Raw genomic sequence first — 13,015 nt, 5'->3', positions numbered from 1 at the left:
CGTATGCGTCTGGCATGTGCCAGGCGCGGCGGGCCGGTCAGCGGTCCGGCTCGGGGTCACGCAGCCAGTCGACGAGTTCGCCGCTGAACGCGACCGGGTCCTCCTCGTGCGGGAAGTGCCCGAGGCCGTCGAAGAGCCGCCAGCGGTAGGGCGCCTCGACGTACTCGCCCGAGCCGGCCGAGCTGCGGGTGCGCAGCACCGGGTCGAGGGAGCCGTGCAGGTGCAGGGTGGGCACCAGCACCGGGCGCTTCATCCTGCGGTTGAACTGGATGCCGTCGGGCCGGACGATCGAGCGGACCATCCAGCGGTAGGGCTCGATCGCGCAGTGCGCCGTGGAGGGGATGGTCATGGCCCTGCGGTAGACCTCGACGTCCTCGGGCTCGGGCCCCCGCGGGCCCGACCATGCCTCGAGCAGCCTGCCCACGGCCGCCGCCTCGTCGGCGGCCAGCTGCCGCTCGGGCAGCCAGGGCCGCTGGAAGCCCCAGATGTAGGAGCTGGCCGCGGTCTGCTTGGGGTCGCGCAGCAGGGCGGCCCGCCAGTTGCGCGGGTGCGGCATGGAGGCGACGGCCAGCCGCCTGACCAGCTTCGGCCGCATCACGGCCGCCGTCCAGGCCAGGTAGCCGCCCAGGTCGTGGCCGACGAGGGCCGCGTCCGGCTCGCCGAGGGAGCGGATCACGCCGGTCACGTCGAGCGCCAGGTTCGCCGGGTCGTAGCCGCGGGGGGTGCGGTCGCTTCCGCCGACGCCCCGCAGATCCATGGCCACGGCCCGGAAGCCGGCGTCGGCGAGGGCGGTCAGCTGATGCCGCCAGGCCCACCAGAACTGCGGGAAGCCGTGCAGCAGCAGCACCAGCGGGCCCTCGCCGGCCTCGGCGATGTGGAAGCGGGCGCCGTTGGCGGCGACGTCGCGGTGGGTCCAGGGGCCGTCCCGGAGGATGACCGAGGACCGCATGCCGGACTGTTCGGCGATCGTCATGTGGCCGAGCCTGCCTTGTCCATGGAGACGGTACGCGGATGCGGCCTTACGTTCGACAGTACGGCAGCCGACTCCCTGGCGGACTTGATCGAGCGCTCGGGCGGCGCGATTCCGCCGAACTTGGCCCTGGCGAGCAGGAACAGCACCAGGGCGATCACGACGTACAGGCCGCCGACCACCGCGCAGGCCACCGCCGTCGGCACGCCCCACCAGTTCCGCAGCCAGAAGGCGAGCGCGAAGCTGAACAGGGGCACCGCGAACAGCGCGAGCAGCGCCCCGGCGAGGCCGGCCGCGCTGCCGAACAGGGCCTTGCGCACGTCCCGCCTGACCTCCGCCTTGGCCAGCGCGATCTCGTCGTGCACCAGGCCGGAAAGCTCGGCGGTGGCCGAGGCGACCAGCTCTCCGAGGCTGCGGCCCTCGTCGGCTGCGGTCATCGCGTTCTCCCTCTTTCCTCTCCGGGCCCCCCGGGACCTCGCCGGAGCCGCTCTCCGATGTGCTGGGTGCCGGGTGTGCCGACGCGTGGTCTGTGCTGGTGACAGTACTGGGGTGCCGGTGGCGCGTCAGCCGTTGACACTCGCGGTCGCCCTGGGGAGTGATGTCCCAAATGCTATAAGGGGCGCCCGGTCATCACCCGGGCGCCCCTTGGCATTTCGTCCCCCGTCCTCGCCTTCCCGCGCTGCGGCGCGCGCCCTGGCGCGGCCGGGGCGGGCGCGTGCCCCCGCGCGCGTTACCGGCTCAGTCCTCGCTCGGCGCGCTGGGCATCTTGCGCTGGATGAGCTCCATGACGGTGGTGTCGGTGAGGGTGGTGACGTCGCCCAGCTCGCGGTTCTCCGCGACGTCCCGCAGCAGCCGCCGCATGATCTTGCCCGACCTGGTCTTCGGCAGCTCGTCCACGGCGAGGATGCGCTTCGGCTTGGCGATCGGCCCGAGCTCCTTGGCCACGTGCGCGCGCAGCTCGTCGGCCAGGCCCTCGTCCTCGGCGGCCGTGCCCCGCAGCATGACGAACGCGCAGATCGCCTGCGTGGTCTGCGGGTCGGTCGCCCCGACCACGGCGGCCTCGGCCACCTTCGGGTGGGAGACGAGCGCCGACTCCACCTCGGTGGTCGAGATGTTGTGCCCGGAGACCAGCATCACGTCGTCCACCCGGCCGAGCAGCCAGATGTCGCCGTCGTCGTCCTTCTTCGCGCCGTCGCCGGCGAAGTACTGGCCGGGGAACCTCGACCAGTACGTGTCGACGAACCGCTGGTCGTCGCCCCAGATGGTGCGCAGCATCGAGGGCCAGGGCTCGGTGAGGGTGAGGTAGCCGCCCGAGCCGTTGGCCACCGGCCTGCCCTCGTCGTCCACGACCGTGGCGCTGATGCCCGGCAGCGGCACCTGCGCGGAGCCTGGCTTGGCCACCGTGACGCCGGGCAGCGGGCTGATCATGACGGCGCCGGTCTCGGTCTGCCACCAGGTGTCGACCACCGGGGTGCGGTCGCCGCCGATGTGCTTGCGGTACCAGACCCACGCCTCGGGGTTGATCGGCTCGCCCACCGAGCCGAGGATGCGCAGGCTGGACAGGTCGAAGCCGGCCGGTACGTCGTCCCCCCACTTCATGCAGGTGCGGATCGCGGTCGGGGCGGTGTACAGGATCGTCACGTGGTACTTCTGCACGATCTCCCACCACCGGCCGTTGTGCGGGGTGTTGGGCGTCCCCTCGTACAGCACCTGGGTGGCGCCGTTGGAGAGCGGGCCGTACACGATGTAGGAGTGGCCGGTGACCCAGCCGACGTCGGCCGTGCACCAGTACACGTCGGTCTCCGGCTTGAGGTCGAAGACCGCGTGGTGGGTGAACGAGGTCTGGGTGAGGTAGCCGCCCGAGGTGTGCAGGATGCCCTTCGGCTTCCCGGTGGTGCCCGAGGTGTAGAGGATGAACAGCGGGTGCTCCGCCTCGAACGCCTGCGGGGTGTGCTCCTCGGACTGCCGGTCGACGAGTTCGTGCCACCACACGTCCCTGCCCTCGGTCCAGGGCGTCTCCTGGCCGGTGCGGCGCACCACGAGCACGCTGCGCACCCGGGCGGCGCCCGGCCGGGTCAGCGCCTCGTCGACGGCGGGCTTCAGCGCGGAGGGCTGCCCGCGGCGAAAGCCGCCGTCCGCGGTGATGACCAGGCGGGCGTCGGCGTCCTCGATCCTGGTGGCCAGGGCGTCGGCGGAGAAGCCGCCGAAGACCAGCGAGTGGGGGGCGCCGATGCGCGCGCAGGCGAGCATCGCGATCACGGCCTCGGGGATCATGGGCAGGTAGATCGCCACCCGGTCGCCCGCGGCGACGCCGAGCTCGGTCAGGGCGTTCGCCGCCTTGGACACCTCGCGCTGCAGGTCGGCGTAGGTCAGGACCCGTGAGTCGCCGGGCTCGCCCTCGAAGTACAGCGCCACGCGGTCGCCGTGCCCGGCCTCGACGTGGCGGTCCACGCAGTTGTAGGCGACGTTCAGCCTGCCGTCGGCGAACCACTTGGCGAAGGGCGGGTTCGACCAGTCGAGGGTCTCGGTCGGCTCCTGCTCCCAGCTGAGGCGGCGGGCCTGCTCCGCCCAGAAACCCAGCCGGTCCTCGGCGGCGACCTCGTAGGCGGCGGCGGTGATGTTGGCGTCTGCGGCCACCTCGGCGGGCGGAGCGAACCTCCGCTCCTCCGTCAGGAGATTGGCCAGGCTCTCTTTACTCACGACATCTCCCTTGCGGCGTTCAGCTGTGTCCCACGGCCCACCCCATCAGTCAGGTTGCCCTTTGACAAGGGCGGCGGGAGCGCTGGTGTAGACCTATCACGCCCGCCGCTGGTCCGGCCGTGCCGCCGCCCCCGGGCTCGGGAGGCGTGCGGGCGGCGCGGGCGGATGTGGGGGGGTATGCGCCCGGTGGATGTCGCGGAATCGTGGAGGCGCGGGGGAGATGGGGAAACGGAACGGGGTGGCGGAGGTGAATGCCGGGCGGGGAAGTGGCCGCCGCGGCGGGCCGGGTCAGCCGGGTGGGGCGGCGAAACGCGGGCCGTCTCTTCTCTGTCCCAACTCCCGGTAATCGAAGGGCAATCCCAGGTAAAGGGCTGCTCTGTTCGGGGGGTTAGCCGCGCCGGTGCGCTGCACCGATCGAGGTAAATCGCCCTGGGAACCGTCACGGGAACCGCTTGTCATACAAACATCTCTTAATACTGACAGGAACATGTGCGGTGCGGAGCACGCAGATCCAGGCACCTGATCAGTGGCGAGAGGACCGAAAATGGTCACACACAGGAGGTTGGCGGTACGAGGGGCGGTGGCGGCCGCGCTGGCCCTGGCGATCTCGGGTTGCGGCGGCTCGAAGGACAACCCGGGCACGGGCGATCGCGACGGCGCGGGGGCCGGCGCGCAGGGCGCCCAGGGTGGCCAGGACGAGGGGGAGGCCCACGGTCGGGGAGACGGAGCAGAGGAGGGCGGCCAGGACAACCCGGGGCCGCAGCTCCTCGGCGACGGCTCGACCGCCGACTCGGGGCCCCAGCCCCACCAGCCGGTCCCCGAGGCGCTGCGCCCGGGCGAGGCGCCCCCGCAGTTCATCGTCTTCTCCTGGGACGGCGCCGGCGAGGACGGCAACCACCTCTTCTCCCACTTCAGGGAACTGGGCGAACAGTACGACGCGGACATGACGTTCTTCCTCTCCGGCATCTACACCCTCCCGGAGAGCGAACGCGACCTCTACCGGCCGCCCGGCCACGAACGCGGCGCCTCCGACATCTCCTTCCTCAACGACGACCACATCAGGGCCACCCTCGAACAGGTCCGCAGCGCCTGGCTGGAGGGCAACGAGATCGGCACCCACTTCAACGGCCACTTCTGCGGGGACAACGGCGTCGGCAGCTGGTCCGTCGACGACTGGCTGAGCGAGATCGACCAGGCCACGTGGATGGTCGAGCACTGGCGCACCACGACGGGCTTCGACGACCTCGAACCGCTGCCGTTCGACTACGACACCGAGCTCATCGGCGGCCGGGCGCCCTGCCTCGAAGGCCAGGAGAACCTGCTGCAGGCGGCGAGCCAAGCCGGATTCCGCTACGACTCAAGCGGCACCGCGCGGCAGGTGTGGCCCCGCCAGGAGAACGGCGTCTGGGACCTCTCCCTCCAGTCCATCCCGGTGCCCGGCCACAGCTACGAGACCCTGTCCATGGACTACAACTTCATGTACAACCAGTCCGGCCCCGGCGACGGCGACCCCGCCCAATACCCGGAGTGGGAGAACGAGATGTACCAGGGGCTGATGCAGGCATTCCAGCGTTCCTTCGACGGAAACCGGGCGCCGCTGATCGTCGGCAATCACTTCGAGGACTGGAACGGCGGGATTTACATGAACGCCGTCGAGAACGCCATCAAGGAGCTGTGCCCGCGCGAGGGCGTCGAGTGCGTCTCCTTCCACCAGCTGGTCGACTGGCTGGACGCCCAGGACCCCGCCGTGCTCGAGCAGTTGCGCGGCCTGGACGTCGGGCAGGCGCCGGCCGGGGGCTGGGAGCAGTTCCCGGCGGTGAGGCCGTGAGGCTCAGGCGGGCTGCGCCGAGGGGGCGCGGTCAGGCTCCGCCCCGGCGCCCGCCGCGCCGCCCGCGGACTCGCTGAGCACGAACGCCGGGTCGACCTGCGCCGCCAGGTCGACCCCGGTGCGCTCGTTGCCCCAACTCGCCGCGTTCCTCAGGTGGAAGTGCACCATCTGCTGGGTGTAGCGCTCCCAGTCGCGGCGGGCGTACGCGGCGTCGGCCGCCTCGTACAGCGTGCCGAGCGCCCGCCCGGCCGCGGCGCCGAGCTCACCCCACGGCCGCGGCCTGCCGCGCTCCAGGGCCCGCACCCAGTCCGAGTCGCCGAAGGTGGTCAGCAGGTCCTCCCCCGCCTCGGCGCGCAGGAACTCCACGTCCTCGGCTCCCTGCACCTTGTTTCCCACCACGCGCAGGCCGATGCCGAAGTCGCGGGCGTACTCCTTGTACTGGCGGTAGACGGAGACGCCCTTCCTGGTCGGCTCCGCCACCAGGAAGGTCATGTCGAAGCGGGTGAACATCCCCGAGGCGAACGAGTCGCTCCCGGCCGTCATGTCCACCACGACGTACTCGTCCCGGCCGTCCACCAGGTGGTTGAGGCAGAGCTCGACCGCGCCGGTCTTCGAGTGGTAGCAGGCCACCCCGAGGTCCTCCTCGGCGAAGCCGCCGGTGACCAGGAGCCGCGCGGTGCCGCCCTCGAGCGCCACCTCGCGGCCGCAGTCGCCGAAGACCGGATTCCCCTCGCCGAGCCGCAGCAGGCGCGAACCCGCCCCGGGCGGCGTGGTCTTGATCATGCTCTCGGGCGAGAGGATGCGCGGATTGTCCCCCCGGAGATAGCGCTTGATCGCGGGCAGTCTGGCGCCGAGCGCGGGCAGCGCCGCGGCCTCCTCCTCGGCGAGGCCGAGCGCCACGCCCAGGTGCTGGTTGATGTCGGCGTCCACCGCGGTCACCGGGATGCGCCGCGCGGCCAGATACCGGATGAACAGCGAGGACAGCGTCGTCTTCCCGCTGCCTCCCTTGCCGACGAAAGCGATCTTCATGTTCAACAGCGTAACCACGCGCCCCGCACCCGTGGCCACGAACGGCCTAAGCCCACTCGAACGTGTGGTTTGCCCCGCCCCTGCGGGCCTTCCTGCGCGGTGAACCGCCCCGAGCGCAGCAACTAGGCTGCGTGGCCATGAACCCCGACCCGCGCAGCGAGCCACGTGCCCCCGGGGGCGGGGGCTCCCCGGCCGGCGACCCGCTCGCCCCGCTGACCGAACTCCCCGGCGTGCGGGAGGCGGTCGACGCGGCCAGGGCGGCGGTCGACCGCGTCTACGGGCACCGGGTGCTGCGCCGGCGCGCGCCCGAGGTCGCCGCCGAGGCGGCCCTGCGCGGCGCCCGCGCCTCGGCCGCCCTGTCCGGCGCCGACTGGGCCCTCGAAGAGGTGCGCAGGCGCGGCGACTTCGGCGCCGACGAGGAGAGCGAAACGGTCGGCGCAGCGCTGCGGCTGAACGCGGAGGCGGGCGGGCTGCTCGGCGTCTGGCGGGTCTCCCCGGCGCGGGCGCTCGCCAGGCTGCACCTGGTGGCGGCCGGCGCCTCGGCGGGCCGGGGCGCGCCGGCGCGCGGTGCGTTTGCCGGGGGCGCGCCGGGCTCGGGCGCGCCGGGCGGCGCGGAGGCCGTGGGCCGTCCCCGGCTGGCCGGGGAGCCGGTGGCGGAGCCCGCGCTCGCGGAACTCGCCGGGCTCGGCGCGCCGGAGCCCGGGGCCGCCGAGGTCGCGGCCAGGCTGGAGGCGCTCACCGGCCTGATCGTCGCCGGCACCGCGGCGCCCGCGCCGGTGACGGCCGCGATCGTGCACGGCGAACTCCTCGCCCTGCGCCCCTTCCGCAGCCACAACGCGCTGGTGGCACGCGCCGCCGAGCGGATCGTCCTGGTCGGCGCGGGACTCGACCCCAAGTCCGTCGCCCCGGCCGAGGTCGGGCACGCCGAGCTGGGGCGTACGGCCTACCTGCGGGCGCTCGCGGGCTACGCCCAGGGCACGCGGGAGGGCGTGGGGGCGTGGATCGTGCACTGCGCGCGGGCGGTGGAACTGGGCGCCCGGGAGTCGACGGCGGTCTGCGAGGCCCTCCAGCGCGGCGCCTGAGCCGCGGCGGTCAGGCGGCGGCCGCGCCGACCGCCCGGCCGCCGCGCCCGCCCCAGCGCCTGCTCGCGTACCAGACCAGGCCCGCCGCGCAGGCCGCGGCGGCGACCGCGGCCCCCACCGCGAGCGCCGGGCGCGGCGGCAGGGCCAGGGAGGGCAGCCGCTGCCGCAGCCGCACCGGGCGTTCGAAGGCCAGCACCGGCCAGCCCCGCGCCACGGCCTCGCGGCGCAGCGCCCGATCGGGGTTGACCGCGTGCGGATGGCCGACGGACTCCAGCATCGGGACGTCGGTGGCCGAGTCGCTGTAGGCGTAGCAGCGCTTGAGGTCGTAGCCCTCCGACTCGGCCAGCTCGGCGATCGCCTCCGCCTTGGTCGGGCCGTAGGCGTAGTACTCGACCTCGCCCGTGTAGCAGCCCTCCTTCACGACCATGCGCGTGGCCACCACCCGGTCGGCGCCGAGCAGCCTGCCGATGGGCTCGACGATCTCCGCCCCCGAGGAGCTGACGATCACCACGTCGCGGCCCGCGGCGTGGTGCCCCTCGATCAGCGAGGCGGCCTCGTCGTAGATGATCGGGTCGATCACCTGGTGCAAGGTTTCCGCGACGATCTCCTTGACCTGCTGCACATTCCAGCCGCGGCAGAGCGCGGAGAGGTACTCCCGCATCCGCTCCATCTGGTCGTGGTCGGCCCCGCCGAGCAGGTAGACGAACTGCGCGTAGGCGGAGCGCAGGACGGCGCGCCGGTTGATGAGTCCGCCCTGGTAGAAGTGTCTGCTGAAGGTGAACGTGCTCGACTTCGCGATGACCGTCTTGTCCAGGTCGAAGAACGCGGCGGCGCGTGGCTGGGGCAGGGTTTCCACCTGCTGAGCATACGGTCCCGCCATTCGGCGTACCCTGTGGGCGTTGGGTTTGCCTGAGAGGGCTCTCGGGTACACCATGGAAGTCACGGATCGTTCGCGACCGTGCTAACCCGGTCCGGCTCCTCCCCCCCCGAGTCGGCCGTGGATGACGACCCCCGCTCTCCCCCCCGGCGGGGGTCGTCGCATGTCCGGGGCCATGTCAGGGCCGCGCCGATCGCCTGCGCCTCCCCGCCGCGCCCCCGGCGTACGCCGCCCCGGACCCCCGCACTTCTCCCGCGCTCGGTCACCCTTCGTGTTCATGTGACGCCTCCTCAGCCCGGGCGTGCGCCTCTTCGGCCCGGGGGTGCGCCCGCCGTCCATCCGGGCGGCTCCGCTCCCCGAGGGGGCCGCCGGGCCGGCGCGGCGACACGCCGCCGGTCAGTCGAACGGGTGAGGAAGTTATCCACAGGCGGTGGGTTGTCCACAGATTCCGACCAAGATCCACTCGGGATGGCCGGTTGCCGCACCCTGGGGACATGCCTCCGTCGCGCTCGGCGATCGGGCGAGCGCGGTGAGTGAGGCGCCGAGGGGAGAGGGGTTGCAGTGTTGGACACCACAGAGCCGAGGGCCGCGGGGAGGACCGCGGCGGGGACGGGCGGCGCGACGGCGGGCGCCGCAAGGACGAGGGGCGCCGCCCGGGCGGCGCGGACGGCCGGGGGCGCCGGCGCGGCGGCCGAGGCCATCCTGATCCTCACCGAGGACGAGTTGCTGCTCGACGACCTGCTGCGCCTGTGCGCGGCCGCCGGGGCGGACGCCGAGGTCGTGCACGGCGAGCCGCCCACCGCGGGCCGCTGGGAGCGGGCGCCCCTGGTGCTGATCGGCGAGGACCGCGCCGCGGCCAGGCCGCAGGCGAGCCGCTGGCCGGGCAGGCGCCCGGGGGTGCTACTGGTCGGGCACCGGCCGCAGGACCCGGCGATCTGGGCCCGCGGCCTGGAGCTGGGCGCCGAGCAGGTCCTCCGGCTGCCGGGGGACGAGCCCTGGCTCGCCGACCGCATCGCCGACGCCGTGGAGCGCCCGGGGCCGCCCGCCCTGACCCTCGGCGTCCTCGGCGGCCGGGGCGGCGCGGGAGCCTCCTCGCTCGCCTGCGCCCTCGCCGTCACCGCCGCCAGGCAGGGCAGGCGCACCACCCTCGTCGACGGCGACCCGCTCGGCGGGGGCCTCGACCTGCTGCTCGGCGGCGAGCGGCTGCCGGGGCCGCGCTGGCCCGCCTTCGTCTCGGCGCGCGGCCGGCTCTCCTGCGCGGCGCTCGCCGAGTCGCTGCCCCGGCCGCACGGGCTGAGCCTGCTCAGCTGGGACAGGTCCGACGTGACCCGGGTCCCGGCGGACGCGATGCGCTCCGTGCTCGGCGCGGCGCGGCGCGGCGGCGGCGTGGTGGTGCTCGATCTGCCACGCAGGAGGGACGAGGCCGTCGACGAGGCGCTGGGGCAGGTGGATCTCGGCCTGCTCGTGGTGCCGGGCGAGCTGCGCGCGGTGGCCGCGGCCCGCGGGGTGGTGGCCGCCGCCGGGCCGCTCGTGCGGGACCTGCGGCTGGTCGCCCGGGTCATGGCGGGCGACGGCATTCCCGCGGCCGAGCTGAGCCGCCTGCTCGACCTGCCCCTGGCCGGGGAGCTGCCTGAGGAGCCGGGCCTGTCCGCGGCCGCGGGCGCAGGCGAGCCGCCCGGCTCCCGCCCCCGCGGGGTGCTGGCCAGGTTCTCCGCCGCGCTGCTCGAGCGCGCGCTGCCCGCGGGGGCCGCCGCGTGAGCGCCGCCGGCTTCGGGCCGATCGAGCCCGACGAGCTGCGGGAGCTCCTGGAGGGCGTGCGGCTGCGGCTGGCCGCCGAGGGAGCGGAGCCCACGCCGGGGCGGGTGGCCGCCGCGCTGCGGGCCGAGGGCAGGCTGCTCGGGGACAGCGCGGTGCTCGCCGTCGTCCGCGCCCTGCGCTCGGAGCTGGTGGGCGCCGGGGCGCTCCAGCCCCTGCTGGCCGAGCCCGAGGTGACGGACGTCCTGGTGAACGGCCCCGACGACGTCTGGGTGGACCGCGGCCGCGGCCTGGAGCGAGCCGGGGTGCGCTTCCCGGACGCCGCGGCCATCCGCCGCCTCGCGCAGCGGCTGGCCGCGACCGCGGGCCGCAGGCTGGACGACGCGCGGCCCTGGGCCGACGTCCGGCTGGCCGACGGCACCAGGATGCACGCCGTGCTGCCCCCGGTGGTGGTCGGCTCTCCCTGCCTGTCGCTGCGGGTGGTGCGGCCGCGGGCGTTCACCCTCGCCGAGCTCGCCGAGGCGGGGACCGTGCCGCCGGGGGGCGAGCGGCTGCTGCGCGCGGTGCTCGCCGCCCGGCTCTCCTTCCTCGTCACGGGCGGCACCGGCTCGGGCAAGAGCACCCTGCTCGCCACCCTCCTCGGGCTCGTGCCCGAGGACGAGCGGATCGTGCTGGTGGAGGACTCGGCCGAGCTGCGGCCCAGCCACCCGCACGTGGTCCGGCTGGAGACCAGGCCGGCCAACCAGGAGGGCGCGGGCCGCGTCATCCTGCGGGACCTGGTCCGCCAGGCGCTGCGGATGCGCCCGGACCGGCTGGTGATCGGCGAGTGCCGCGGCCCCGAGGTCACCGACCTGCTCGGCGCTCTCAACACCGGCCACGAAGGCTGTGGAACGCTCCATGCCAACGCGGCCGCCGATGTTCCGGCGCGCCTGGAGGCGCTGGGCAGCGCCGCGGGCCTGTCGCGCCCCGCCCTCCACAGCCAGTTGGCCTCCGCCTTGTCCGTCGTGCTGCACCTGGCCAGGGACCGGGCCACGGGACGGCGCAGGATCGCCGAGGTCCACGTCCTCGACCGGGCCGCCGACGGCCTGGTGCGCACGGTCCCGGCCGCGCGCTGGACGGCGAGCGGCTTCCGCCGCGAGCCCGGCTGGGACCGGCTGGCGTTCCTGTGCGCGCAGGGCGGGGGTGGCGAGCCGTGACCGGGGCGCTCGCGCAGTTCACGGCTGCCCTGTGCGCCGGCGCCGGGGCGTGGGCCCTGGCGGAGGGGCCGCGGGGGAGGCGCCGGGTTCGGCTGCTGACGGCGGGCTGCGGCCGGGTCGGCCGGGCGCGGTTCGGGGCGGCGTGGTGGCCGGGGGACCACGAGGAGCGGCGCGTGCTGCTCGCCTGCCTGGCCGTGGGCGGCCTGCTCGCCCTGTGGGGCGGGTCGGTGCTGCCGGTGGCGGCGGCAGCGGCGCTGGCCCCGCTCGCCGTGCGCCGGTGGCGCCGGGCGCGTGAGCGGCGCGCGGCCGACCGCAGGCGGGATGCCGTGCTCGACCTCTGCGGCTCGCTCGCGGGGGAGGTGCGCGGGGGACGGCCGCCCGGTCAGGCGCTGAGCGCGGTGGGCACCGGCGGGCTCGGGCTCGGCGAGCAGGGCGCCGCGGTGCTGGCCGCCGCCAGGTACGGCGGCGACGTCCCGGCGGCGCTGTGCGCCGCGGCGAGCAGCCCGGGCGCGGAGGGGCTGCGCGGCGTGGCGGCCTGCTGGGAGGTCGCGGTGGACGGCGGCGCCTCGTTCGCCTCGGGCCTCGACCGGGTCGCGGAGGCGCTGCGGGCCGAGCGGGACCAGGAGGAGGAGCTGCGGGCCCAGCTGGCCGGGCCGCGGGCGACCGCGCTGGTGCTGGCGGCGCTGCCGGTATTCGGGCTGCTGCTCGGCGCGGCGATGGGGGTGGAGCCGCTGCGCATCCTGCTCGGCACGCCCCTGGGCCTGTGCTGCCTGCTGCTGGGGACCGCGCTGGAATGGGCCGGGCTGGCCTGGGTCGCGGCGATCGTCCGCGCGGCGGAACGGGCCGGGTCGTGAGCGGCGCGTCCGCGGCCGCCTGGCCCGCGGTGGTGGCGGGCGCGGCGGGTGCCGAGTCCGGTGCGGCGCTCTCCGCCACGCTGCTTGCCCTCCTCGCGCTGGCCGGGGTGTGCCGGCTGAGCGCCAGACGCCGGCTCCTCGGCAGGCTGGCCGCGTTGCGCGGGGAGCGGCCGGTGCCCGCGCGCCTGATTCCGACCCCGTTGCGGCGCCGCGGCCGGCCCACGGCGGATCACCGCCTGCCGCTGGCGACCGAGTTGCTGGCCGCCTGCCTGGCGGCGGGGGCCGCCCCGGGCGCGGCGGCCGGGGCGGTGGGCGCCTCGCTCGGCGGGCCGCTCGGGGAAAGCCTGCGGAGAGCCGCGGCCGAGCTCAGGCTCGGCGGCGATCCCTCCGAGGTCTGGGGGAGATTCGGGCGGTACCCCGGGGCCGGAGGGCTGGCGCGGCGCCTGGAGCTGGCCGAGACCAGCGGCGCCCCGATGGTGCGGGCGGTGGCCGCCGAGGCCGCGCAGGCCAGGGCCCGCCGCAGGCGGGCGGCCCAGGTCGGCGCCAGGCGCGCGGCCGTCCAGGTGGCCGGCCCCCTCGGGCTGTGCTTCCTGCCCGCCTTCCTGCTGATCGGGGTGGCGCCCGTCGTGCTCGGCCTGGCCTGGCGGCTGCTGTGACCCGGCCTCCCACCCGCCCCGGGCGCCCGCCCCCGCCTCCGGCCCGGGCGCCGGCCTCCCCGGGGCGT

The 13,015-nt window shown here is 75.2% G+C and carries 11 protein-coding genes; 6 read left to right on the top strand and 5 right to left on the bottom strand.

Features of this window, described 5'->3' with window-relative positions; genetic code table 11:
• Positions 1-37 precede the first annotated feature (37 nt).
• From D7294_RS11220 to acs, 3 genes are all read right to left on the bottom strand, one after another.
• Positions 38-973, bottom strand: a complete 936-nt coding sequence (locus tag D7294_RS11220; RefSeq protein ID WP_174248326.1) for an alpha/beta fold hydrolase — start codon at positions 971-973, stop codon at positions 38-40.
• Positions 970-1,407, bottom strand: coding sequence for a phage holin family protein (locus D7294_RS11215; RefSeq protein WP_120678310.1), 438 nt, complete (start codon positions 1,405-1,407; stop codon positions 970-972). The genes D7294_RS11220 and D7294_RS11215 overlap by 4 nt, the downstream gene beginning before the upstream one ends.
• A 301-nt stretch (positions 1,408-1,708) precedes the next feature.
• Complete coding sequence (acs, locus tag D7294_RS11210) at positions 1,709-3,670, bottom strand: acetate--CoA ligase (RefSeq protein WP_120678308.1); 1,962 nt, start codon at positions 3,668-3,670, stop codon at positions 1,709-1,711.
• Between the two features lie 544 nt (positions 3,671-4,214).
• Here acs and D7294_RS11205 point away from each other — a divergent pair.
• Positions 4,215-5,498: a polysaccharide deacetylase family protein gene (locus D7294_RS11205; protein ID WP_120678306.1), complete on the top strand. Its 1,284-nt coding sequence runs from the start codon at positions 4,215-4,217 to the stop codon at positions 5,496-5,498.
• A gap of 3 nt (positions 5,499-5,501) precedes the next feature.
• On the opposite strand, the gene D7294_RS11200 is transcribed toward D7294_RS11205, so the two are convergent.
• Positions 5,502-6,527 (bottom strand): ATP-binding protein, encoded by a 1,026-nt coding sequence (locus D7294_RS11200; protein WP_120678304.1) that lies wholly within the window; start codon positions 6,525-6,527, stop codon positions 5,502-5,504.
• Between the two features lie 137 nt (positions 6,528-6,664).
• Here D7294_RS11200 and D7294_RS11195 point away from each other — a divergent pair, with 137 nt between their 5' ends.
• A complete protein-coding gene (locus D7294_RS11195; protein WP_120678302.1) occupies positions 6,665-7,609 on the top strand; it encodes a Fic family protein in 945 nt (314 codons plus the stop codon).
• Between the two features lie 10 nt (positions 7,610-7,619).
• On the opposite strand, the gene D7294_RS11190 is transcribed toward D7294_RS11195, so the two are convergent.
• Entirely contained in the window at positions 7,620-8,489 is an 870-nt protein-coding gene (locus tag D7294_RS11190; protein WP_120678300.1) for an HAD family hydrolase, read from the bottom strand.
• Between the two features lie 561 nt (positions 8,490-9,050).
• Here D7294_RS11190 and ssd point away from each other — a divergent pair.
• Genes ssd through D7294_RS11170 form a run of 4 tightly spaced genes read left to right on the top strand, consistent with a single transcriptional unit; the run spans position 9,051 to position 12,947 of the window.
• The gene (gene ssd, locus D7294_RS11185) at positions 9,051-10,244 is read left to right on the top strand and encodes a septum site-determining protein Ssd (RefSeq protein ID WP_422070683.1); all 1,194 of its coding nucleotides are present in this window, start codon (positions 9,051-9,053) and stop codon (positions 10,242-10,244) included.
• On the top strand, positions 10,241-11,437 hold the full coding sequence (locus D7294_RS11180; protein WP_120678298.1) for a TadA family conjugal transfer-associated ATPase: 1,197 nt from the start codon (positions 10,241-10,243) through the stop codon (positions 11,435-11,437). The genes ssd and D7294_RS11180 overlap by 4 nt, the downstream gene beginning before the upstream one ends.
• Positions 11,434-12,291 (top strand): type II secretion system F family protein, encoded by an 858-nt coding sequence (locus D7294_RS11175; RefSeq protein WP_120678296.1) that lies wholly within the window; start codon positions 11,434-11,436, stop codon positions 12,289-12,291. The genes D7294_RS11180 and D7294_RS11175 overlap by 4 nt, the downstream gene beginning before the upstream one ends.
• Positions 12,288-12,947, top strand: a complete 660-nt coding sequence (locus D7294_RS11170) for a type II secretion system F family protein (RefSeq protein WP_241562275.1) — start codon at positions 12,288-12,290, stop codon at positions 12,945-12,947. The genes D7294_RS11175 and D7294_RS11170 overlap by 4 nt, the downstream gene beginning before the upstream one ends.
• Positions 12,948-13,015 lie beyond the last annotated feature (68 nt).

Origin of the sequence: Streptomyces hoynatensis, from assembly GCF_003626535.1 — a bacterium.
GTDB lineage: Bacteria > Actinomycetota > Actinomycetes > Streptomycetales > Streptomycetaceae > Streptomyces > Streptomyces hoynatensis.
Note: the sequence above shows the minus strand (reverse complement) of the source record. Positions and strands in the feature narration are given on the sequence as shown.